The following is a 21726-nucleotide window of genomic DNA, read 5'->3' on the forward strand; positions in this document are numbered from 1 at the left end:
GCCGGGGGCGAGCGCGGGAGGCGCCCGACCGGTCAGCGACCGAACTTGGTGGTGACCTCGTCCTGAAGCTCGAGGCGGCCACGTTGCACGTGGGCACGCATGGCCTCTTCCGCCGCATCGGCGTCCCGCGCGCGGATGGCGTACACCACGGCGCGGTGCTCCGCGAGCGACCGCTGCATCCGCCCCTCTCGCCTGGTCACGATCGACGACAGCAGGCCGCGGCTCAGATGCTGGACCAGCAATCGGTAATGGTCACTCAGCCGTTCATTGCCAGCACCCTCGGTGATGAGTTCGTGCAACCGTGCGTCCATTGCGCTGTAGCCGTCGGTGTCGCCAGCCTCGACGCAGTCCTGCATCGAGGCCATCACCTCGTCGATGCGCGCGAGGAACTCGTTGCTGGCGCGATTCGCGCACAGCCGGGCGGTCATCCCCTCGACCGCCTCACGCACCTCGAAGAGATCGAGGATCTCGTGCCGGCTGAGGCTCTTGACGAAAGTGCCACGGCGACGCTCGATCGAAACAAATCCGGCGCCTTCGAGCTCCTTGAACGCCTCACGCACCGGCATCCGACTGACCCCGAACCGCTCGGCGAGGCGCGCCTCGGAGAGCTTCTCCCCCGGCGCGATAGCTCCGGACACGATCTCGTCACGAAGCCTCTGGACGATGGCGTCTTTCTTCGAGACGTCGTTGTCGGCGACCCCAGCGGATGCCCTCTGCGCCGCCGACATAGCTCCAAACTTCCTCTAGACCACTACCGAACTCCCTTGCGCTTGATGCATGGTACCCGCTGCGGTGCCCGTGCCGGCACGTGCGGCGACGGCCCGACCGCCCGCCGAACACCGGATCTTGTGGCACCGCGTTCCACATGAGCATCGGATCGTCACCCCGCTACGTCGGCCGCCGCTGGCCCAGGGAGGTTCTGGCATTACCCGGAACAGCGGTCACCGCCTGCCCGGTCGTGACCGCGGTCCTGTCGCCAAGGTGCCGCGGCGTAGAGACCACGTTGTGACGGCATGCCTCCGTCGTGTTCCCGGGCAGACCTGGCGAACCGCCCGCAACTCTGCCAGCATGACGCGGGCCCCGGACAGGTCGGTCGACACCGTCAGGCACGGTGCCGCCCGCCGCCACCCGGCACAGGCCGCGCCTGCCCGCCGGAATCGACATCGGCTCGACGATCGGGTGGGGCGGCGGTCGAAAGCCAGCGGCACGACCGGGGATACTCGATGCGGATTCTGATCGTGACAGCGGGCTCGCGAGGTGACGTCGCACCGTTCACGGGCCTGGGCCAGCGGCTGCAGCAAGCGGGCCATCAGGTGGCGTTGGCCGCGCACGACCGGTTCGCGGATCTCGTACGAGACTGCGGGCTGGAGTATCGCGCCCTTCCCGGAGATCCGGTCGAGCTCGTACGCGCACGGAGCGCTGCTCCCTCCCCGGAGGCCGCCGGATCGGTCTTCGCCGCGTTCCTCGACGAGCTGGGCGAGGGCGTGCTGACGGCCACGGCTGCCGGCACCGACATTCTGCTCACCGCATTCGGCCCGGCGCCGCTGAGCCGGCTCGTCGCCGAAGGCTTCGGCATCCCGAGCCTCGGCGTCTATCTCGCGCCAGGGGTCCCCACCCGGGAGTTCCCACCGCCTGGCTGGCCCGATGCCGTGCACCTGTCGCCCGCTGACAACATCGCAGCCGGCCGCGAACTGCTCGCCCGGACCGGCGTCCTCTACGCCGACGTTCTGCGGCGGCTGCGCACCCGGCTCGACCTCCCCGCTGCCGGGGAGACGCCCAGCCCACCGGACGACTGGCCGATCTGCCACGGCTACAGCTCGGCAGTGGTCCCTCGACCCGCGGACTGGCCCACGAACGTGCACGTGACCGGATACTGGTGGCCGGCCCGGCCGCCGGGATGGCAACCTCCGGATCTGCTGGTCGACTTCCTCCAGGCTGGTCCCCCTCCGGTGTTCGTCGGGTTCGGCAGCATGACCCCGACCCACGAGCGACTCGACGACATCGTCGCGGCCGCCGTCAAACGAGCCGGCGTACGCGCCGTCGTCCAGTCCGGCTGGGCCGAACTCGAACCCGCCGGTGACGACACCCTGCTCGTCGGTGACCTGCCACACGACTGGTTGTTCCCCCGGACGGCTGCCGTGGTCCACCACGCCGGAGCAGGCACCACCGGGGCCGGCCTACGCGCGGGAGTGCCAGCGGTCCCCGTGCCCGTCCTGGTGGACCAGCCCTTCTGGGCAGCCCGGCTGCACCGCCTCGGCGTTGCGCCGCCCCCACTGCCGATCCACGAGCTGACCACCGACACCCTGACCGACGCGCTGCGCTCCTGCCTTGGTCGATCGACCTGTCGCGACCGCGCGGCCGAACTCGCTCGCCGAGTCCGGGCCGACGACGGGCCAGCTGCGGTGCTGTCGCTGATAACGCAGCTGACAGGCGGGCGGCCGGTTTCGTAGACGTGGTCGTCGACGAGCCTGTCGAGCCGTCGGCTGTGGTGCGCGACCTGGTCGGCTGAGTCGGGACGAACGTCGCGCTGCGGCTGGTGGACGATGGCGGGTGGGTGACATGACGGCACGCCGAGCCGGCCTTGCCGTCATCGCCATCGGCACCGCCTCCACCGTCCCCAACGACGTGCCGGCCACCACCCGACTGGTCGCGACTTCTGGTTTCTCGACTGACGGTCGTTGAAGGTGGTGGCGACCGGCAGGTGATGCATCTTCCCGGCAACCGGCGAGACGATGTAGGACTCCTTCCTTGACCGACCTGCGGGATGTAGCTAGGTTTCGATGAATCGAGCGGCTTGGGAGGAACCCGATGGAGCGCAGAACCTTCCTCACCGGAGCCAGCGCGGTCACCGGGGGTACCCTCGCCGGAGCCCTGGCCGGCGCACCCGGCAGCGCCGACCCCGGAATCCGCCGGGTCGAGACCGGCCTGGACATGCTGGTCCGCTCCGGCTTCCGGGACCTGCGCGGACAGCGGGTGGGAATCATCTCCAACCCCACCGGCGTCGACTCCTCCTACCGCCACCTGGTCGACCTGGTGCACGGCTCGGGTCAGGTCAACGTGGTGGCGGCGTTCGGCCCCGAGCACGGATTCCGGGGCTCGGCCCAGGCGGGCGGCAGCGAGGGCACCGGCACGGACGCCCGGACCGGCATCACCGTCTACGACGCGTACGGCGCCTCGCAGGCCGACTGGGAGAGCATGTTCACCCGGTCCGGGACGGACACGGTGGTGTTCGACATCCAGGATGTCGGCGCCCGGTTCTACACCTACATCTGGACGATGTACACCTCGATGCTCGCCGCAGCCCGGGTCGGCAAGCGGTACGTCGTGCTCGACCGGCCCAACCCGATCGGCGGCCGGGCGTACGGCCCGATGATGACCGCCGGCTACACCTCCGGTGTCGGGCTGAAGGAGATCGTGCAGCAGCACGGCATGACCGTCGGCGAACTGGCTCGCCTCTTCAACGCCGAGTTCCTGCCCGCCGAGGCCGGACGGCCGGTCGACCTGCACGTGGTGCAGTGCCGGCACTGGAAGCGGAACGTGCTGGCGGCCGACACCGATCTGCCGTGGGTGATGCCCAGCCCCAACATGCCCACCACCGACACGGCGCTCGTCTACCCGGGTACCTGCCTCTTCGAGGGCGTCGCGTCGATCACCGAAGGTCGCGGCACCTGCCGTCCGTTCGAGCTGATCGGCGGACTCGACACCGACTTCGACTACCACTGGAGTGACCGCCTCAACGCCCGTGACCTGCCGGGAGTGCGGTTCCGGGAGGCGTACTTCTCGCCCACCGCAGCCGGCCAGAAGCCGGCGCTGCTCAACAAGCTCTGCGCCGGGGTCGAGGTGAAGGTCGTGGACCGCCACGTCTACGACCCGATCCGCACAGGGGTGGCCATGTTGGTGGAGGCGCGGAAGTATCCGGCGTTCGCCTGGCGGCAGGACACGTGGGACGCGGTTCGGCCGTACTGGATCGACAAGCTCACCGGGTCGCCCCGGCTACGCACCATGATCGACGCGGGCGCCGACGTGGACGACGTGGTGGGCGCCTGGGCCGACGAGCTGGCCGCTTTCGACCGGCAGCGCCGGCCCTACCTGCTCTACTGATCACGACCGGTACTGGCCGTCACCCCGTCGCGCACCACTGGGCACCGGCCGGATGGCGAACCTCTGGGCAAGGCACCCCGGCCGGTGGGCGGACAGGTTCCACGTCGACAGCCGCCGACAGATTCCGACACCCGGCAGGCGGGCAGCCACCCTGACCCTCGTCATTGGGTCGTCACGCGGCGCCGACGTCGCGACGGTTGCCGCGATGGGGGCGGGGCCGAGGCCGGCCCCATCGCAGCTTCCCGCCGTGGTGGACGCGGGGACGACCTACATCTGGATGGCGAACGTCGCCACGACGCCGTTGTGGTCGGACTTCGTGCCGCCGACGATGCTGTAGTCGGTCATCCACATGACCTGCTGCTCCGGCACGCGCTTCCAGAAGTAGATGGAGTCGATGTGCCGTCCCGACGTGTGCGTTCCGGTGCCCTTCTCCCCGTACAGGTTGTAGACGGAGCGCAGGTTCGGCAGGGAGTTGGCTTCGAAGACCTTCCACGGGAACTTCTCGTACCCGTACGCCCGGTCGGCGCTGAAGTCGATGTTGAAGTCACCGCTGACGATGATCTGGCCGTCGTCCTTCTTGCCGACGGCCAGGTCCTTGATGTTCTGGATCTGCTCCTCGGCGCACCGGGTGCGCGGCAGATCCTCCGGCCGACCGTTGCTCTCGATGCTGGCGTTCAGGTGCACGTTGATGTGGATGACGTTCCGGCCGCTCGCCTTGTGCCGGTACCTGACCCAGTTGTTGTAGCGGGCGGGCGGCACCTCCCCCGGCCCGTTGGTGTCGCACACGAAGATGGACCCCTTGTCGACCACGTCGAACATGCTCTTCCTGGCCAGCAGGGCTTCCTGGGCGGCGCTCGTCGGCTCGGGCGCGTAATACCACCAGCCGTTCGCCGCAGCCCAGTCCTGCAGATGTGCCTTCCGCTCCCCCACCTCGTTGAGGCCGACCAGGTCCGCCTTCGAGGTGATCAGTTGCAGGTCGGAGACGAAGTCGGCCCGGCTGAGTCCGTTGTAGATGTTCAGCGTCGCCGCCTGGAAGACCGCGTTCGCCGCGGCGGCGGGGGCGGTCGGCAGCAGGCCGGTCACCAACGCGATCGCACCGACCAGAATCGCCGTGCTACGCGCCGGCCATCGTCTTCTACTCGCCATGGTGATCCCCTCTTGTCAGGTGACGCCGACATGAGCGTGGCCGGCGGAGAAGGTTATTGCCGCAATGCTAGTCGATATCGAAGTTTCTCTACAGAACGCAGGGCTGCTTGCCGGAGGGTTCGAGGGCATGGACGTCCGCCGCGTACGCCTCATCCCGTACCAGATCGACGGGCGGGTCCTCCTCGACATCCAGCAGGCAGTACCCAGACGTGGATGCCCGCCGCTGGTCGGCGTCGTGCTGGTTCAGGTTCCTGGCTCGTGGTGGCGAGCCTCGACATTCGGGTGGCCGGTGCTGCCGCCGGTGGCAGCGAGCCTGGCGGTGTTGCTCCTGGGCGTGCTGCTGTGGCCCGAGCCCGGCGCATGGGCACCTGCCTGGTCGAGCAATTCACTTCAACGACGCCGCAGGGACCAGGCCCTGACCACCGTACGTGCTCTGTCAGCGCAGTCCGGCGAACAGGTCGTCCTCAGGCGTCGGCGCATCGGTGGTGTCGCGGACCCGGACGAAGGTTTCCACGCCCATCAGCTCGGTGAACCGTTCCTGGCCAAGTTGCAGGAAGAAGATGCTCTCGGCCTGACTGGCGTGCGCAGCCAACGATTCGAACTTCTGCGCGCCGTAGCCGCTCGTGTCCACCCAGGTGGTGATCTCGTCGTCGGGCAGGCCGAGCTGCGGCACCGCCTCCGACGGCCCGTCCGGCTCGGGGAACTCGACGCCAATCTCCTTCATCACGCGGCCGAACTCCTGAAACGCACTACGCGGCACGGTGGTCCAGTACACCTTCGCGGGGATGGCCGTCCGCTCGACGGCGGCCATCGTGATGCGGTGCGCCTGGATGTGGTCCGGATGGCCGTAGAAGCCGTTTTCGTCATAGGTGACGACGACGTCGGGTCGATAGCGCCGGATCAACTCGCTCAGCCGGTCGACCGCCTCCGCCACCGGCGTGTTCCAGAACGCGCCGGGCGCGTCGTTGGCCGCCCAACCCATCATCCCGGAGTCGGCATAGCCGAGCGTCTCCAGGTGCGTGACCTTCAACGCCTCGCAACTGGCCGCCAACTCGGCCCGGCGCATCGCCACCACGGCCTCCGGGTCGTGCCCCGGGTCGCCCGGCTTCACTCCGCCGGGCCCGTCGCCGCACCGCCCATCCGTGCAGGTTACGAGCACCGTCGTGATCCCCTCCGCCGCGTACCGGGCGAGGACGCCGCCAGTACTGGTCGCCTCGTCGTCCGGGTGCGCGTGCACCGCCATCAACGTCAGAGATCGCTCAGCCACCCCACCACAATACGAGGGACGTCCGACACCGGTTGCTTCTCCCATGAACCGCAGCCCAAGCGTTCTGGTGCCCGAGTCCTGCCACCAGCCTGTCGGCCGGACGGCCGCTCTCTTCACGAGATGAGCACCATCACTGCACCGGCACCGGACGCGAGCTGTAGCTGACCTTCCTTGACGACACATAGATAGGTAGCTAAGTTCCAGCCATCCGGACCGAAAGGCCATCGTCTATGAAAGCTCGACTCGTCACCGCGACCGTCCTGATGGCCACGCTAGCGATCACCGTCACGCCGCTCCCCGTCCCGGCCTCCGCCGCACCTGTGAATCCGCCCGCCGCCGAGCACGGCTGGGTCACCTCGACGTTGCGGCATATGAGCCTGGAGCAGAAGGTCGGCCAGCTCTTTTCCACCTACGTCTACGGCGGTGACGCCGCCGAGCCCACGGCCGCCGACCGCGCCGCCAACCGGGCCGCGTTCGGCGTCGAAACGCCGGCCGAGGTCATCGATCGGTTCCACCTCGGCGGCGTCACCTACTTCTCCTGGTCTCACAACCTGGATAGCCCCCGCCAGATCGCCACACTCTCCAACGGGCTCCAGCGGGCCGCTCTCGGTGACGGCGCCAAGGGTCGCGTACCGCTGCTCATCTCCACCGACCAGGAACAGGGCGTGGTGCTGCGGATGCCAGCCCCCGCGGCGCAGTTCCCCGGGGCGATGGCCCTCGGCGCTGGACGGTCGCCCCGAGCCGCGTACACGGCGGCGGAGATCACCGGGCGGGAGCTGCGGGCGGTCGGCATCCGCCAGCCGTACGCACCGATTGCCGATGTCAACATCAACCCGGACAACCCGGTGATCGGCGTACGGTCCTTCGGCGCCGACCCCGCCCTGGTGGCTGAGCTGACCGCCGCGCAGGTCGCCGGGTTTGAGAACGGCGCCGGCGTGACATCGGTGGCGAAGCACTTCCCCGGCCACGGCGACACGGCGGACGACAGCCACACCGGCCTGCCGGTGATCGACCACAGCCGGGCGGAGTGGGACCGGATCGACGCGCCGCCGTTCCGGCGGGCGGTCGCCGCGGGTGTCGATTCGATCATGACCGCCCACATCGTGGTGCCCGCGCTCGATCCGTCCGGCAACCCCGCGACGTTGTCGCCGACGATTCTCACCGGTGTGCTGCGCGGTGAACTCGGTTTCCGGGGAGTCATCGTCACCGACGCGCTGAACATGGCCGCCGTGCGAAACAAGTACAGCGATGACCGGGTGCCGGTGTTGGCGCTCAAGGCCGGCGCCGACCAGCTCCTGATGCCGCCGGACCTCCGGCTGGCGCGGGACGCGGTGCTACGGGCCGTCACCACCGGTGAGCTCACCGAGCAGCGCATCGACGAGTCGGTCCGGCGCATCCTCGCCATGAAGTACCGGCAAGGGCTGGCCGGGTCGCCGCTGACCGACGTCGACGAGGCGGTACGGACGGTCGGGGCGCCCCAGCACATCGCCGCCGTCGCCCAGGTGACCGACCCGACCCTCACCGCCGTGCGCAACGACGCCGGGCTGCTGCCGCTGACCCACGCAAACCGGTCGGTGCTGGTCACTGGTTGGAACAGTGCCGCCTTCGCGCCGATCGCGGCGGTCGCCGGCGGGTTCACCGCTCACGGCGCCCGAGCCACTGCCCAGCCCGCGACCCTACCGTCCGACGCGCTGATCGCCGCAACGGCCGCCAAGGCAGCGGACCATGATCTCACCGTTGTGCTGGTGAACAAGGCGTGGGACGACGTCGTCACGGACCCACGTGGCACCCAGCGGCGCCTCGTCGCGGCACTGGTGGACACCGGGAAACCCGTGGTGGTGGTAGCGGTCCGGGACCCGTACGACATCGCGTACCTGCCGGGTGTGACCACCTACCTGGCGACCTACTCGTACACCGTTGCGGCGATGGACGCCCTCGTCCGCGCGCTGCACGGCGAACTGTCCCCGAGCGGGCGGCTGCCCGTCACGATCCCCACGGCCGAGGGCGCGGGAACCGTGCTCTACCCGTACGGCCACGGCCTGACCTGGTAGGAGGCGACGCATGCAGCGTAGGAATCTCTCCACCGATGTGGTCGGTGCGGGAGCGCTCGGCACTGGTGCGGGAAGGAGAGCCACCGCGTCCTCCCGCCCGCTGCTCCGCAAGGTCGCGCTCGGCGTGACCGTGGCCTTCCTGGGCGCGGCGATGCCAGCCACCGGGGCGCCCGTCACCGCCGCGCCGCCCTCGGCCGAGCCCGGACCGCCGGTCGTCACCCCCGCCGACATCCAGTTCCGTCACGACACGCTGCGGCCCGGCAGCGCCCGCGAGGTTGGCCTGCTTCCCGGGGAGGTGGATCGCCTCCCCGCCGACCTGGCGGCATATCTGCAGCCGACCCCGGACCATCCCGGTCATCCCATGTACGCGGGTGCCGTGGCCCTGGCGGCCAAGGACGGTGTGATCGTGCAGCACGCCGCCGTGGGAACGGCGGTACGGTACGCCGCCGTCGGCCCGGCACCCGGGCTGGTCGGGGTGGAGCTTCCCGCCGACCAGCAGATCCCGATGCGGCCCGACACCGTCTTCGACTTGGCGTCGGTGTCGAAGCTGTTCACCGCGATCGTCACCATGCAACTGGTCGAGCGGGGACGGGTAAACCTGGACGCGCCGGTCGCCCACTACGTTCCGGAGTTCGCGGCCGGTGGCAAGGAGGCCGTCACCGTACGCATGCTGCTCACCCACACCTCGGGGCTGCCCGCATTCACGGCGCTGTGGAGCAAGTACCCGACGCCGGCCGAGCGGTTCGCCGCCACGCTCGCCACGCCGCTCACGGCGCCGCCCGACACCCGGTACATCTACTCCGACCTCGGGCTGATCGCACTCGGCGTACTGCTGGAACGGGTGACCGGCCGACCGTTGGCCGAACTGGTCCGTGACGGCGTCACCGGGCCGCTCGGCATGACCGACACCGGCTACAACCCGGGGCCGGAGTTGCGGTCGCGGATCGCCGCGACCGAGTACCAGCCGTACGCCGGGCGCGGCATGGTCTGGGGCGAGGTGCACGACGAGAACGCCTGGTCGCTCGGTGGCGTGGCCGGGCATGCCGGCATCTTCTCCACGGCGGCGGACCTCGCCGTCCTCTGCCAGGCACTACTCAATGGTGGTACGTACCGTGGGCAGCGGATCCTGCGGGACGACACGGTGCGGGCGATGCTGGTCAACTACAACGCACGGCTGGAGTCGGCCGATCCGGAAAGCCGCCGCGGACTCGGCTTCGAGCTCAACAAGCACTGGTACATGATGGGGCTCTCCTCCCCCGTGGCGTTCGGGCACACCGGCTTCACCGGCACGTCCATCGTCATCGACCCGCTCTCCCACTCGTTCGTCATCCTGCTCAGCAACCGGGTGCACCCCGACCGCGGCTGGGGCAGCAACAACCTCGCCCGACGCGCGGTCGCGCGCGACCTCGCCGAGGCGATGCCGGTGCGCCCCCGGTCACGCGAGGCCTGGCGGGCCGACCCGCGCGACCGCGCGACGAGCACGCTCACCGCACCGCTGCGCCGGGCGGCGCGAGGCGGGACGGCGCGGTTCCTACTCTGGTACGACACTGAGCCCCGCTACGACAGCGCCCGGTTCGAGGTCTCCACGGACGGAGGGCACACCTGGGCTCCGGGGCGGATGCTGCTACACCAAGGGGACCGACGGTGGACCAGCGACGGCACGGTCACCGGCCACGGCGGCCGGGTCTGGTGGCAGGTCACGGTCGACCTGCCCGACCAGGCGACCCACCTGCGCTGGAGCAGCACGACCGACAGCTCCAGCCAGGGCCGCGGAGTCTACGTCGACCAGATCCTCGCAACGGACCGGGACGGGGTGCTCTTCCGAGGCGAGGGTGGCGACGACTCCCGACTCATCGCCAACGGATGGTCACCCGCCCGCGACTGACGTAGCGGAGCAGCAGCCCTGGTGATGACCGGCCTCGCCGAAGTTGGGTTGGTCGCTGGCGCGGTTGGCTACCGCCGCCGCCATCTGCACGCCTGAACCCTCGCGACGTGACGCAGCGGCGATCAGGTCTGTAACGGGAGGCAGACACCGCCAGCGTGAGGGGTGGTTTCGGCAGCGGCGGCTTCAGGACCTGCCGGCACGTTGGTGCCGCATGGCGTGCCAACGTTCGATCAGCGCGGGCATCTCCCCGAGCATGTAGCTGTAGAAGTCGCGCATCTCGACGAGGCGACGCCCGGCGAGGGTTTCGGTTCCAGCGGTGGCGATGCCCTCGTCGGCGGCCCGGGTCATCAGGTTCAGGGCGTCGTTCTGGCTGGACATCAGGGTGGCCCAGGCGCCATCGCGGAAGCGGAAGTGCTCCCTGCGGCTACCAGGCGCCGGCACTCGTTCGATCATCCCCATGCTGATGAGGTTCCTCAACGCGCCCGACATCGCCCCGGAGCTGACGCCGAGCTGTTCGCCGATCTCGCCGGCGGTCATCGTGTCCTGCTGGGTGAACAGCAACGCCGCCATCACCCGCGCGGTCATCCGCTGCAGCCCGTACTGGCTCAGGGTCAGCGCGAAACGCTCGGCTGCCTGGGTCAGATCATCGCTCATCACCACACTGTAACCATCATCCGAACATTCTGAGTGTTTACAGATCTCTGAAATCTCAGTACGGTCGGCGCATGGATGACGTGATCGTGCTCGACCGTCTGGTCAAGACCTATGGCCGCCGCCGCGGTCTGGACGGCCTCGACCTGCAGGTATGTTCCGGTGAGGTACTGGGCTTCCTTGGCCCGAACGGGGCCGGCAAGTCCACCACGATTCGTCTGCTGCTCGACCTGATCCGTCCGACGAGCGGCACCGTCCGGGTTTTTGGGCTGGACCCGCGGACCGACGCGGTCGCACTGCACCGGCGGGTGGGCTACCTCGCCGGGGATTTCGTTGTCGATGGTCGGCAAACGGTCGGTGCGTGCCTACGGTTCCTCGCCGGGCTACGCGCCGGTGTACCAGCCGGGCGGATCGACGCGCTCGCCGCGCGTCTGGACTTGGACCTGTCCGCGAGGATCAAGAGTCTCTCGAAAGGCAACCGACAGAAGGTTGGCTTGGTCCAGGCGTTCATGCACGAGCCCGAGTTGCTGATCCTCGACGAACCCACATCCGGGCTCGACCCGCTGGTGCAGCAGACGTTCCTGCAGATGGTGTCCGAAGCGGCGGCGAACGGCCAGACGGTGTTCATGTCGAGCCACGTCATGGCCGAGGTCCAAGCGGTCTCCGACCGGGTCGCGATCATCAGAGAAGGCCGGTTGGTCGCGCTCGACACGGTCGCCGCACTGCGCAGTCAGGCTGTCCGCAACATCGAGATCACCTTCGCCGAACCAGTGACCGCGGAGAGCTTCGACACGGTGCCGGGCGTGACCGGGCTCAGCGTGCACGGCACCGTGCTGCGCTGCCAGCTCGACGGCAGTCCCGACGCGCTGCTGCGCGCGGCAACCCACGAGCACACCGTGACCGGGATCCTGGCCACCGAACCGCCGCTCGAAGACCTCTTCCACCGCTACTACACCGGAGCCTCACGTGCTGCCTAACGTGCTGACCAAGACCCTGAGCGACGACCGACGGGTCCTCACCGGCTGGACGGTCGGTGCCACCCTCGCCGCCGTCATGTACGCCAGCTTCTACCCCCAGGTCTCCGGCGGACAGATGGCCGAAGCCGTCGCCGGCTACCCGGAGGCAATGCGCGAGGCGTTCCGCCTCGACGACCTGACCTCCGCTGGGGGCTACCTCGGCTCGTCGGTGTTCGGGCTCATCCTGCCGCTGATCGTCATGTTCTACGGCACCGCGACCGGCGCCCGGGCCATCGCCGGCGACGAGGAGTCCGGACGCCTGGACCTGATCCTCGCGCACCCGATCAGCCGGACACGGCTCGTCCTGCAGCGTTTCGCCGCACTCAGCGTCGGCGCGTTCGTCATCGCCGTCGCGATCCTGCTCGGCATGCTCGCCATCCGAAGCAGCGCGAAGCTGACCGATGTCACCATCACCGAGTTCGCCGCCCAGTGCCTCAACCTGGCGCTGCTGGGAATCGTGTTCGGTGCTCTCGCGATCGGTATCGGCGCTGCCACCGGCAAACGGGCGCTGGTCTTCACCGCCACCGCCGGGATCGGCGTCATCGCCTACGCGCTGCACTCCTTCGCCGGTCAACTCGGCGTCGAGGGAGGCAGGTTCCTGTCCCCGTTCCACTACTACATCAGTGGGGAGCCCCTCAAGAACGGCATCCAATGGGCCGACGCCACGGTGCTGCTCACCGCCGCGCTCGTCCTCGTAGCCGTCGGCACCGTCTGGTTCAACCGCCGCGACCTGAACGCCTGAGGCAACCGCGCCGCAGACGCCAACATCGAGGTGAGGTTGGGCTTGCCGGCCGCTTCCGCACTCGGGCGAAGACGGCCGACATCCGCTCATGTCAGGGCGTCCCCCGATGCGTACGAGGCGGGCAGCCCGCGGCGCTGACCGCCCTACGTCTACCTGACACACGCTTCCTATCGGCTGCCTTCGGGCGTACGCTCCGTCAAGGAGCGCCGGGAAGTCTGGTCGGCAGTCGTCATATCGCGCCGACCGAAGAAGGCTCCCGTGGATACGTTCGCTATTCGCACCGAAGGTCTCACCAAGCGCTACGGGCGACTCCTCGCGCTCGACGCGCTCGACCTCGCCGTGCCCACCGGGTCGGTGTTCGGGTTCCTCGGCCCGAACGGTGCCGGCAAGTCCACCACGATCCGCCTGCTGCTCGGCATGGCCCGACCGACGGCAGGGCATGCCCGGATCTTCGACACCGACGCCCAGGACGTGCGCACCGCGCACCGGTCGTTGGCGTACGTGCCCGCCGACGTGGCGCTGTGGCCGCAGCTGACCGGCGCCGAGACCCTGGAACTGTTGGGTCGCACCGGACCCGGTGTCGACCGGGGCTACCGGGACGAGTTGGTCGAGCGGTTCGCGCTGGACGTGTCGAAACCCGGCCGGACGTACTCGACCGGGAACCGGCAGAAGGTGGCCCTGGTGGCGGCCTTCGCCACCCGTGCCCCACTGCTGGTGTTCGACGAGCCGACCAGCGGCCTGGACCCGTTGATGGAACGGGAGTTCCAGCGCGCGGTGGCGCAGGCCCGCGAGCGGGGACAGACGGTGTTCCTCAGCTCCCACCAACTCGCCGAGGTCGAGACCGTGTGCGACCGGGTCGCGATCCTGCGCGCCGGCAAGCTCGTGGAGATCGCCGACGTCGCGGACCTCCGACGACTGCACCGCAGCCAGGTCGAGATCACCTTCGCCGGCACCGCACCGCAGCTGAACGGGGTGCCCGGTGTCGAGGCGGTCGAGCGGGTCGGGCCCGCGCGACTACGGTTCACCCTCACCGGCCCGCCCGCGCCAGCCCTGCGGACCCTGGCCACGGCGGACGTGACCGCCCTGACGATCCACGAACCGACACTCGAGGAGATCTTCCTCGACTACTACAACGAGGTGTCCCGGTGACCGCCGTCGACACGCCGGCACCGCAGGCCGCACGGATAACCGGGGATGCCAGCGCGAGACACGCCCTGACCTGGCTGGCTGTCCGTCAGATCCGACGCGGGGCGATCATCGTCATCATCCTCGCCGGCGGCATGTCGGCGATGGTCGCCACCACCTACGCCAGCACCGTCGGCACCAGCATGGACGCCGCCGCCCTCGCCGCACTGGCCGAGAACCCGGCGATCCGCACCCTGTTCGGGCAGCCGGTCGCCCTCGACTCCGCAGGCGGCTTCACCGTATGGCGCACCGGCACCATCCTCGCCGTCCTGATCGGGGTCTGGGCCCTGCTCACCGCCACCCGGATCACCCGAGGCGCCGAAGACGCCGGCCACTGGGACCTGCTACTGGCCGGCAGGATCCCCCTCTCCACCGTCGTGATGCGCCACGCCACCGTGATCGTCACCGCCGCCCTGCTCGCCGGGTTCGCCACCGCGACCGCCCTCACCGCCACCGGCACCCCGCCGGCCGGTGCGGCACTCCACGGGGCCGGCGTCGCGCTGGTCGGCGTGTTCTTCGCCGCCGCCGGCACCCTCGCGGCGCAGATCTTCCCGAACCGCCCCACCGCGAGCGGAGCCACCGTCGCGCTGCTCGGCGCCGGCCTACTCGCGCGGATGATCGGTGACGGCGTCGACGCACTCGGATGGCTGCGCTGGCTCTCCCCGTTCGGGCTCACCGCCCTCTCCCGGCCCTACCACGACAACCGGGTCCTGCCGCTGGTGGTGCTGGCCCTGGCCGCGTCCGCCCTGCTCGCCGCCATCCCCGCGACCGCCACGCACCGCGACGTCCGCGGCGGCTGGCTCGCACCCCGCACCGGACGCGCGCCACGACTGCGCCTACTCGGCTCGATCCCCGCGTTCGCCCTCCGCCGCCTGCTACGCCCCCTCACCGGCTGGACTGCCGGCGTCGGCGCCTACTACCTCCTCATCGGACTGCTCGCGGTCTCCATGACCGACTTCCTCGCCGACAACCGGCAGTTCGCCGACCTCGCCGCACAGGCCGGCTTCGCCGGACTCGGCTCGGTCGAGGGCTACGCGGCGGCCATGTTCGCGCTGCTCGCCATCCCCGCCGGAATCTTCGCCGCCGTACACGTTGCCGCCACCGCCACCGCCGAAACCGACCGCCAGCTCACCCTCATCTACGCCGGACCCGTCACCCGGCTCCGACTCCTCACCGCCGAAGCCGTCATCACCGCAACCGGTGCCGTAGCAATCACCGTCACGTCCGGGCTCGCCACCTGGATCGGCGCGACAAGCACAGGCGCACGCCTGCACCTCGGGGCGGCACTCGCCGGCGCCGTGAACATCCTGCCGATCGCGGCGCTCTGTCTCGGCGCCGCGATCTTCGCTCTCGGCTGGCTCCCCCGCGCGGTTCCGCTCGTCGGCGCCCTACCCGCCGCAGGCGGTTTCCTCCTCCAGGTCATCGCCGACAGCACCGGCGCCCCCCACTGGGTCGGCACGCTGTCCCCGTTCACGCACCTCGCCTCGGTGCCCGACGTAGCACCCAACTGGCCCGGAGCCATCGGCATGCTCATCACCGCCGGCGCCCTCGCCGTCACGGGTGCCATCGGATACCAGTACCGCGACCTACGCACCTGAACAGCCCGATCTGCCGAAGCGGCAGTTGGGATTGCCGCTGGACACGAAGCCCACCCCGGAGCTAAAGGCGGCCCAGCGAGCGTTCTTCAATCTGCTCTACCGGCTGCTGGTGCACCGAGACACCGGCCCACGCCTGCCGACCCTCCTGTTGGCCCTGGACATCGACCGCGTGCAGACGCTGCTCACCGGCCATCCCGCCGAAGCCACGGCCGGACGGGGCTGAGCCGGTTGCGCCACGTCCGGTCCCGGGTGGCGCCAGCGGGGCGAGGCGGGGTCGAGGCCGTTCATCGGGCGCGGCCGGCCCTTCGGGCATCAGTTGGGCAGCGGCTGCCCCGCCGAATGGTCTTGTCGACCGACGCCGGCCGCCGCCCCATGTGCAAGACACGATGTCGGCGGCGAGCGATTCCCACAATATTGGCCACCATCATTGCCATGAGGGTGGGCGATGGGTTAAGAACAGTCACCGACGGTCGACCGATGCCCGCCGCCGGGTGCGCGCGGGGCCGGACGGGTGGTGGGACCCCTGCCGCCGACATCGGCCGATCGCCTGACGCCGCCTGCCGTAGGAGCCACCACCCGGGTCGGACCGATCGAACAAGGACATCGATGCCCCTCATCGCCGCGCAAGATCTTCGTCGACTGGTCCTGGACCTGCTGGGCCGGGCCGGCACACCGGACGATATCGCCGACGTCGTCGCCGACTCCCTGATCGGTGCCGACCTCGCCGGGCACGGCTCGCACGGGGTGCTCAAGCTCCCCTCCTATCTCCGCGACATCGAACTGGGCCGGCTGAAGCCCCCCGCACGGCCGTTCGTCGTCGACGACGGCCCCGCCACCGCTGTGCTCGACGGTGCCGGCGGCTACGGACACCTGGCCGCCCGGCTCGCCGTGGACCTGGTGCTGGACAAGGCCGGACACTGCGGGCTGGCGGCCGTCGTGGTCTCCCACGCCCACCACACGGGCCGCCTGGGCGGCTGGTCCGAACTCATCGCCGCAGCCGGCCTCATCGGGATGCTGACCGGTGGCGAAGGGCAGGGACCGTGGAAGGTGGCCCCGCACGGTGGCGCCTCCGGAGCGATGGCCACGAACCCGGTGACCTGGGCGGTCCCCCGCGCTGCCGGCGAGCCACCGGTGGTGCTCGACTACGCGACGAGTGTGGTCTCGATCGGCAAGCTGCAGATCGCTCGGGCCGCCGGCGCGGAGACCGTGCCCCCGGGGTGGTTGCTCGACGAGCAGGGGCAGCCGACCACCCGGCTGGAGGACTTCTTCACCGGAGGGCACCTGTTGCCCTTCGGCGGCCACAAGGGATCCGCGCTCGCCCTGATCGCCGAACTGCTCGCCGTCGGGCTCAGCGCGGGCGACAGGTTCGGTGGCGGTGAGCGGTCGAGCTGCCTTTTCGTGCTCGCCGTCGACCCCGGCCGGATCCGACCACCCGCGCAGTTGCACCAGTTCGTGGACTCCACGGTGCAGCGGCTCAAGTCGGTACCGGGTGCTGCCGAGACGGCGGAGGTGCTGGTGCCGGGCGAACCGGAACAGCGGGCCCGCGAATCGGCCCCGGGTGTCACCCTCCCCGACGCCGTCTGGCGGTCCCTGTGCACGGCCGCCGCCGGGCTGGGCGTCATACCCCCCTCCCCCCGTGACGGCGACCGGCGTGGTCTTCGCGGTCACGCGCGAATACGTCGTACCGGACGCGCTGAACCTGGTCTGGATCGACCGTCAGCGAGACCGCGGCGTCTACGTCGAGCAGAACCTCTGGGTACAGCACCACTGAGTTCCTGCTGAAGTGACTCCCTACCTGGTATCCACGAGGCGACCTCGCTCCGCGCCCTTCCGGGAGCCGGCGCCGTCAGAGCACCGTCGAGCGCCCCCAGCCGTGGGTGAGCCGCCGGACCGCGAGGGCGGCCGCCGCCACACCGATGCAGAGCAGGATCGCGGCGGGCATCAGCATTCCCGTCACCCGCCCGTCGATCGCGGAGTCCAGCAGGGACGGAGCCCAGTAGCCGGGGGAAACGGGTGCGACCGCCTGCAACCAATCCGGCATCATGCTGGTTGGTACGAACGCTCCGCCCAGCGCGCTGAGCACCAGCGCACTGATGTCGCAGATGGCGCCGAGCTCACCGTGGCTGCGGACGACCGCCGCCAGAGCCGACCCCAGGGAGAGCAGCACGAACCCCCAGACCATCACCGCCGCAAGAAGCAGTCCGACGGAGTCGGGCACCGGCATGCCGATCACGACCATGCCGTACACCAGCAGCACGCCCTGCTGGACGATGAGGACGGCGAAGACCGGCAGCGCCTTGCCGAGTAGCAGCTCCACCGCCGACGCTCGGGTGCACCGGAGCCGGTCCCAGGTGCGCCAGGTCCGTTCGGTGAGCATCGCCGTGCCCACGATGGCCATGGACAGGACCGAGAAAATGACCAGCATCCCGGTCACCACCTGGATCGGCCCGCGCTCCAGAGTGCGTACGTAGAGCGGCTTGAACGCCAGCATGAGCACCATGGGCATGGCCAGGTAGCTGATGATCTGCCCCGGGTCACGCAGCCGCAGGATCATGTTGTGCCGGGCCAGCACCGCGACCCGGGAGAAGGAGTCACGCATCGGTCACCGCCAGGGATCGGTACAGGTTGTCGAGGGAGGGATTGCGCACGTCGATGCTGCGGACCGGCTCGCGAAGGCCGCTCAGTAGCTCGACCAGCGTCTGGGCGGGGTTCTTCGTGCTCACCCGGATCTCCTGCTGCAGGAGCGATAGTCGGACCTCCCCGGCCAGCCCGGCCAGCAGTTGCTCGCTGTTGCCGCGGGCGATGATCCGGCCCTCGCGCGCCACCCCGATCGTGGCCTGCAGCTCGGTGACCTCGGGAAGGTAGTGGGTCGTGTAGACGATGGCGGCGCCCTGGCGTGCACGGTCTCGCAGCACGTCGAGCAGCGCCTGCCTGGTTTCGGGGTCGGCTCCCGCCGTCGGCTCGTCGAGCAGCAGCAGTCCCGGTCGGTGCAACAGGGCCGTTGCGGCCTGGCTCCGTCGCTGCTGGCCGCCGGAGAGCACGCCGACCTGCCGGTCCAGGAACGGGGCGAGCCGCATGGCGGCGACCACCTCGTCGATCGCCACCCGCAGCGCCGTGCCACGCAGCCCGGACAGCCGGCCGAACAGGCGCAGGTGTTCGCGCACCGTGGCGGAGGGATAGAGGGCGATCTGCTGCGAGGCGGTACCGACGTCACCCCGGGCCTCCCGGGGACTCTTCGTCCCGATCCTGACCCGTCCGGCGTCGAGACGAACGAGGCCGGACACGATGTCGACGAAGGTGGTCTTCCCGGCGCCGTTGTGCCCGACCAGACCGACGATTTCGCCGGGGCGTACGTGCAGGGTGAATCCGTCGAGCGCAGGGACACGGCCGTGCCGCTTGACGAGGTCGGTTGCCTCTAACATGGCTGACCCTCTCCAATGAGTTCTTTTCATCGTGGTTTTCGGCTGGTCCGGGCGCGGTGTAGGACGAGGATGGCCTGGACGATCTTGGTGGCGCGTCGGGGGCAGCAGTGGAGTTTGGCCCGGATTTTCCAGCCCTTGAGGGTAGCGACGGCGCGTTCGCCGACGGCGCGGATCTTGGTGTGGTGACGGTCTTCTGCCGGCGGGACAGTCCAGGGCGCCTGGCGACCGTCCGGGGTGCCGGCTACTGGCACGTGGTTGGCACGAATCCGTATGGTGGCCGTCGATCACCCCCGTGAGTAGAGGAAGGTGCTGAGGCAACATGTCTGAGCTGGCACTGCCGATACGTACCGAGCGACTGCTTCTTCGGCAGTACCGGCTGAATGATGTGGATGCCTTGCTTGCCTACTACGGGGACCCGCTCGTTGCGCGCTACGTTCCGTGGGAACCGTGGTCGCGTGAGCACGCGGCTGAGCAGGTGGCCAAGCGCATTCATGGCTTGGGTGTTACCGGGATGGACTCCGTGCTGGCGCTGGTGGTTGAGCACAAGGGCGAGGTCGTCGGCGATGTTGTTCTGTGGCCGGCCGACGAAACGCTGTCTCGAGGTGAGATGGGCTGGATCTTCCATCCGTCCGTGTCGGGACGCGGGTTTGCCGCAGAGGCAGTCCGAGCCCTTGTCGACGTGGCCTTCAAGCACTGCGGCATGCACCGAGTCATTGCTCGACTCGATGCACGGAACGAGGCATCGGCGCGACTGTGCCAACGTGTGGGCATGGTCAAGGAAGCACACCTGCGCCAGGACTACTGGATCAAAGGCGAGTGGGCTGACACTCTGATTTACGGACTGCTCGCGGAGCAATGGCACGGCTAGTGCTGTGTCCACTAACGTTCACCGGGTTTCCGGTGAAGCGAGTTCTCTTCATCGTGGGTTTCGGCTGGTCCGGGCGTGGTGTAGGACAAGGATGGCCTGGACGATCTTGGCGGCGCGTCGGGGGCAGCAGCGGAGTTGGCCAGGATTTTCCAGCCCTTCAGGGTAGCGACGGCGCGTTCGCCGACGGCACGGATCTTGGCATGGTGACGGTTGACGGTCTTCTGCCGGCGGGACAGTCCAGGCCGGTACCTGCGGTGCTTGAACGGCGTGCGGATGCCGCGCCGGCGCCTTGGTATGCCTTGTCAGCGAAGGTCATCACGTTGGCGCTGGCCAGGGCGTCGATCAGGCCGTGCGTGCGGGCGGCGGTCAGGTCATGCACGGCACCGGGCAGGGCGGGCGAGGCCCAGACGAGGCGCCCTTTGCAGTCCGCGATGATCTGCACGTTGACCCCGTGGCGTTTGTGCTTCCCGGAGTAGTACGGCTTCTGGTCGGCGACCCGGTCAATGGGGATGAGGGTGCCGTCGAGGATCGCGTACGCGAGCCGGGCGACACGCCGGACGGCTGCGTTCAGGTCCTCGGCGTGCTCGGCGAGCAGGTCGATGGCTTCCCGGACGTACCGCCAGGCTGTCGTGACGCTGACCGCGAAGCCGCAGGCCAGACGGGTGATGGTGTCCCCGTTACGCAGATGGGCCAGGGCGAGCAGGGCCTGCCGGCCGGCGTCGAGGCGCCGCCACCGGCCTCGGCGTCGGGCGCGTTCGGCGCGGATGAGGTCGGCGAGGTGGTTCAGGGTGCGGCTGGACAGCGCGATCGCGGACGGGTAAGACAGCATGGCGAGGCTTCCGGTTGGGGCATCGGATCTTGGTCGACTGCTGTCTTACCGGGAGCCTCGTCCTATGTCGACACATGACTTCCCGCCCCCACCGTGATCAGGGCCATCACGATGAAAAGACCTCAATATATGCCGTAGACCATAGTCTACGTTATAGACTGGCGCAATGCGCCGACTCAAGACGACCCGTCAGGCCGAAGTCCTCGACGCAGCCCTCGCTGTTGCCGACGCACAAGGGCTGGGAGCGCTGTCCATGCGCGCCGTTGCCGAACGGATGGGCCTGACACCCATGGCGCTGTACGGCTATTTCCGCAGCAAGGGCGAACTGCTCGACGCCCTGGCCGGACGGTTGCTCACCGAGACCGCACGACCCGACCCGACTCTGAGCTGGCAGGACCAGATCCGCGCGCTGGCTCACAACGCCCTGGACATCGCCCGGCGTCATCCCGCAGTCTTTCCCCTGCTGTACAGTCGTCCGGCCGTGGACCCGGGGGCCGTGGAATTCGTCGACGTGCTGTTGCAGGCGCTGCTACGGGCCGGTGTCCGGCCGGAACAGGCACCCCGACTGGAACGCATGATCAGCACATTTATCCTCGGCTTCGCCATGTCGACCGTCAGCGGACGCTTCTCCGCGGGATCGCTGGACACGGCCGCGCGCCGCGCGCAACTCCCCTCCGACCGGCTGCCCGGGCACCAACGGCTCGCCGAGCACCTGGACGCCCCCGTGGACTGGGATGCCGAGTTCGACGCGGACCTGGACAACCTGATCACGATGATCAGCACCGTCGGCGCGGCGCGCCCGGCCGGCTGAGCACCCCGGGACGCGGATCGGCAGCCTCGACGCCCCGGCCCCCGGCCCGCCCGTCCCGGGCGAGGCTTCACCTCGCACGTCGCCTCGCACGCGACCGAGATTACGTCCCGCCCGAACCGCACCCGTGGCGCGGCGATGTCATTTCACTGCTGGC

At 69.5% G+C, this 21726-nt stretch carries 19 protein-coding genes and 2 pseudogenes; 13 read left to right on the forward strand and 8 right to left on the reverse strand.

Annotated elements, in window-relative coordinates; translation table 11 throughout:
- Window positions 1-32: 32 nt before the first annotated feature.
- Window positions 33-728, reverse strand: a complete 696-nt coding sequence (locus ACIBJE_RS21145) for a GntR family transcriptional regulator (protein WP_396750818.1) — start codon at window positions 726-728, stop codon at window positions 33-35.
- A gap of 495 nt (window positions 729-1223) precedes the next feature.
- Here ACIBJE_RS21145 and ACIBJE_RS21150 point away from each other — a divergent pair, with 495 nt between their 5' ends.
- The 3 genes from ACIBJE_RS21150 to ACIBJE_RS21160 all read left to right on the forward strand — a co-directional run bounded on the left by ACIBJE_RS21150 (window position 1224) and on the right by ACIBJE_RS21160 (window position 4101).
- Window positions 1224-2450 (forward strand): glycosyltransferase, encoded by a 1227-nt coding sequence (locus tag ACIBJE_RS21150; RefSeq protein ID WP_396750820.1) that lies wholly within the window; start codon window positions 1224-1226, stop codon window positions 2448-2450.
- A 109-nt stretch (window positions 2451-2559) separates the two neighbouring features.
- Complete coding sequence (locus ACIBJE_RS21155) at window positions 2560-2682, forward strand: hypothetical protein (RefSeq protein WP_396750822.1); 123 nt, start codon at window positions 2560-2562, stop codon at window positions 2680-2682.
- Window positions 2683-2808: 126 nt separating this feature from the next.
- The gene (locus ACIBJE_RS21160; RefSeq protein ID WP_396750824.1) at window positions 2809-4101 is read left to right on the forward strand and encodes an exo-beta-N-acetylmuramidase NamZ domain-containing protein; all 1293 of its coding nucleotides are present in this window, start codon (window positions 2809-2811) and stop codon (window positions 4099-4101) included.
- 267 nt (window positions 4102-4368) lie between these two features.
- Here the strand turns inward: ACIBJE_RS21160 and ACIBJE_RS21165 are convergent, their stop codons facing one another.
- The gene (locus ACIBJE_RS21165) at window positions 4369-5247 is read right to left on the reverse strand and encodes an endonuclease/exonuclease/phosphatase family protein (protein WP_396750826.1); all 879 of its coding nucleotides are present in this window, start codon (window positions 5245-5247) and stop codon (window positions 4369-4371) included.
- A gap of 436 nt (window positions 5248-5683) precedes the next feature.
- Window positions 5684-6514, reverse strand: a complete 831-nt coding sequence (locus tag ACIBJE_RS21170) for a PIG-L family deacetylase (protein ID WP_396750828.1) — start codon at window positions 6512-6514, stop codon at window positions 5684-5686.
- A gap of 230 nt (window positions 6515-6744) precedes the next feature.
- Between ACIBJE_RS21170 and ACIBJE_RS21175 the strand changes: the two genes are divergently transcribed.
- Window positions 6745-8565 (forward strand): glycoside hydrolase family 3 protein, encoded by a 1821-nt coding sequence (locus ACIBJE_RS21175; RefSeq protein ID WP_396750830.1) that lies wholly within the window; start codon window positions 6745-6747, stop codon window positions 8563-8565.
- Between the two features lie 10 nt (window positions 8566-8575).
- The gene (locus tag ACIBJE_RS21180; RefSeq protein ID WP_396750832.1) at window positions 8576-10450 is read left to right on the forward strand and encodes a serine hydrolase; all 1875 of its coding nucleotides are present in this window, start codon (window positions 8576-8578) and stop codon (window positions 10448-10450) included.
- Window positions 10451-10633: 183 nt separating this feature from the next.
- Here the strand turns inward: ACIBJE_RS21180 and ACIBJE_RS21185 are convergent, their stop codons facing one another.
- Window positions 10634-11104 (reverse strand): GbsR/MarR family transcriptional regulator, encoded by a 471-nt coding sequence (locus tag ACIBJE_RS21185; protein ID WP_396750834.1) that lies wholly within the window; start codon window positions 11102-11104, stop codon window positions 10634-10636.
- A 71-nt stretch (window positions 11105-11175) separates the two neighbouring features.
- Between ACIBJE_RS21185 and ACIBJE_RS21190 the strand changes: the two genes are divergently transcribed.
- The 6 genes from ACIBJE_RS21190 to ACIBJE_RS21215 all read left to right on the forward strand — a co-directional run bounded on the left by ACIBJE_RS21190 (window position 11176) and on the right by ACIBJE_RS21215 (window position 17424).
- Entirely contained in the window at window positions 11176-12078 is a 903-nt protein-coding gene (locus tag ACIBJE_RS21190) for an ATP-binding cassette domain-containing protein (RefSeq protein ID WP_396750836.1), read from the forward strand.
- Between the two features lies 1 nt (window position 12079).
- Complete coding sequence (locus ACIBJE_RS21195; protein WP_396750838.1) at window positions 12080-12859, forward strand: ABC transporter permease subunit; 780 nt, start codon at window positions 12080-12082, stop codon at window positions 12857-12859.
- Window positions 12860-13117: 258 nt separating this feature from the next.
- Complete coding sequence (locus ACIBJE_RS21200) at window positions 13118-14008, forward strand: ATP-binding cassette domain-containing protein (protein ID WP_396750840.1); 891 nt, start codon at window positions 13118-13120, stop codon at window positions 14006-14008.
- Window positions 14005-15642, forward strand: coding sequence for an ABC transporter permease (locus ACIBJE_RS21205; RefSeq protein WP_396750842.1), 1638 nt, complete (start codon window positions 14005-14007; stop codon window positions 15640-15642). Before ACIBJE_RS21200 ends, ACIBJE_RS21205 begins: the two co-directional genes overlap by 4 nt.
- Before the next feature lie 25 nt (window positions 15643-15667).
- The gene (locus ACIBJE_RS21210) at window positions 15668-15865 is read left to right on the forward strand and encodes a hypothetical protein (protein WP_396750844.1); all 198 of its coding nucleotides are present in this window, start codon (window positions 15668-15670) and stop codon (window positions 15863-15865) included.
- A 383-nt stretch (window positions 15866-16248) separates the two neighbouring features.
- The gene (locus ACIBJE_RS21215) at window positions 16249-17424 is read left to right on the forward strand and encodes an Ldh family oxidoreductase (protein ID WP_396750848.1); all 1176 of its coding nucleotides are present in this window, start codon (window positions 16249-16251) and stop codon (window positions 17422-17424) included.
- A gap of 64 nt (window positions 17425-17488) precedes the next feature.
- Here the strand turns inward: ACIBJE_RS21215 and ACIBJE_RS21220 are convergent, their stop codons facing one another.
- The 3 genes and pseudogenes from ACIBJE_RS21220 to ACIBJE_RS21230 form a co-directional block, all read right to left on the reverse strand.
- On the reverse strand, window positions 17489-18241 hold the full coding sequence (locus tag ACIBJE_RS21220; RefSeq protein ID WP_396750850.1) for an ABC transporter permease: 753 nt from the start codon (window positions 18239-18241) through the stop codon (window positions 17489-17491).
- The gene (locus ACIBJE_RS21225) at window positions 18234-19064 is read right to left on the reverse strand and encodes an ABC transporter ATP-binding protein (protein ID WP_396750852.1); all 831 of its coding nucleotides are present in this window, start codon (window positions 19062-19064) and stop codon (window positions 18234-18236) included. The genes ACIBJE_RS21220 and ACIBJE_RS21225 overlap by 8 nt, the downstream gene beginning before the upstream one ends.
- A 26-nt stretch (window positions 19065-19090) precedes the next feature.
- Window positions 19091-19261, reverse strand: a pseudogene (locus tag ACIBJE_RS21230) (IS5/IS1182 family transposase); the annotation flags it as partial.
- 122 nt (window positions 19262-19383) lie between these two features.
- Here ACIBJE_RS21230 and ACIBJE_RS21235 point away from each other — a divergent pair.
- Window positions 19384-19932: a GNAT family N-acetyltransferase gene (locus ACIBJE_RS21235; protein WP_396750854.1), complete on the forward strand. Its 549-nt coding sequence runs from the start codon at window positions 19384-19386 to the stop codon at window positions 19930-19932.
- Between the two features lie 48 nt (window positions 19933-19980).
- Here ACIBJE_RS21235 and ACIBJE_RS21240 read toward each other — a convergent pair.
- Window positions 19981-20761: pseudogene (locus ACIBJE_RS21240) on the reverse strand (transposase family protein).
- 166 nt (window positions 20762-20927) lie between these two features.
- Here ACIBJE_RS21240 and ACIBJE_RS21245 point away from each other — a divergent pair.
- Window positions 20928-21572, forward strand: a complete 645-nt coding sequence (locus tag ACIBJE_RS21245) for a TetR/AcrR family transcriptional regulator (RefSeq protein ID WP_396750856.1) — start codon at window positions 20928-20930, stop codon at window positions 21570-21572.
- Window positions 21573-21726 lie beyond the last annotated feature (154 nt).

The organism is Micromonospora sp. NPDC050187 (assembly GCF_044459745.1).
Lineage (GTDB): Bacteria > Actinomycetota > Actinomycetes > Mycobacteriales > Micromonosporaceae > Micromonospora.

Excerpts from the sequence above, each read along its gene's own strand:
- ACIBJE_RS21225 (WP_396750852.1), bottom strand. The coding sequence starts at position 19,064 with ATGTTAGAGGCAACCGACCTCGTCAAGCGGCACGGCCGTGTCCCTGCG.
- ACIBJE_RS21220 (WP_396750850.1), bottom strand. The coding sequence starts at position 18,241 with ATGCGTGACTCCTTCTCCCGGGTCGCGGTGCTGGCCCGGCACAACATG.
- ACIBJE_RS21155 (WP_396750822.1), top strand. The coding sequence starts at position 2,560 with ATGACGGCACGCCGAGCCGGCCTTGCCGTCATCGCCATCGGCACCGCC.
- ACIBJE_RS21150 (WP_396750820.1), top strand. The coding sequence starts at position 1,224 with ATGCGGATTCTGATCGTGACAGCGGGCTCGCGAGGTGACGTCGCACCG.
- ACIBJE_RS21190 (WP_396750836.1), top strand. The coding sequence starts at position 11,176 with ATGGATGACGTGATCGTGCTCGACCGTCTGGTCAAGACCTATGGCCGC.
- ACIBJE_RS21145 (WP_396750818.1), bottom strand. The coding sequence starts at position 728 with ATGTCGGCGGCGCAGAGGGCATCCGCTGGGGTCGCCGACAACGACGTC.
- ACIBJE_RS21185 (WP_396750834.1), bottom strand. The coding sequence starts at position 11,104 with ATGAGCGATGATCTGACCCAGGCAGCCGAGCGTTTCGCGCTGACCCTG.
- ACIBJE_RS21160 (WP_396750824.1), top strand. The coding sequence starts at position 2,809 with ATGGAGCGCAGAACCTTCCTCACCGGAGCCAGCGCGGTCACCGGGGGT.
- ACIBJE_RS21215 (WP_396750848.1), top strand. The coding sequence starts at position 16,249 with ATGCCCCTCATCGCCGCGCAAGATCTTCGTCGACTGGTCCTGGACCTG.
- ACIBJE_RS21245 (WP_396750856.1), top strand. The coding sequence starts at position 20,928 with ATGCGCCGACTCAAGACGACCCGTCAGGCCGAAGTCCTCGACGCAGCC.
- ACIBJE_RS21175 (WP_396750830.1), top strand. The coding sequence starts at position 6,745 with ATGAAAGCTCGACTCGTCACCGCGACCGTCCTGATGGCCACGCTAGCG.
- ACIBJE_RS21235 (WP_396750854.1), top strand. The coding sequence starts at position 19,384 with ATGTCTGAGCTGGCACTGCCGATACGTACCGAGCGACTGCTTCTTCGG.
- ACIBJE_RS21165 (WP_396750826.1), bottom strand. The coding sequence starts at position 5,247 with ATGGCGAGTAGAAGACGATGGCCGGCGCGTAGCACGGCGATTCTGGTC.
- ACIBJE_RS21180 (WP_396750832.1), top strand. The coding sequence starts at position 8,576 with ATGCAGCGTAGGAATCTCTCCACCGATGTGGTCGGTGCGGGAGCGCTC.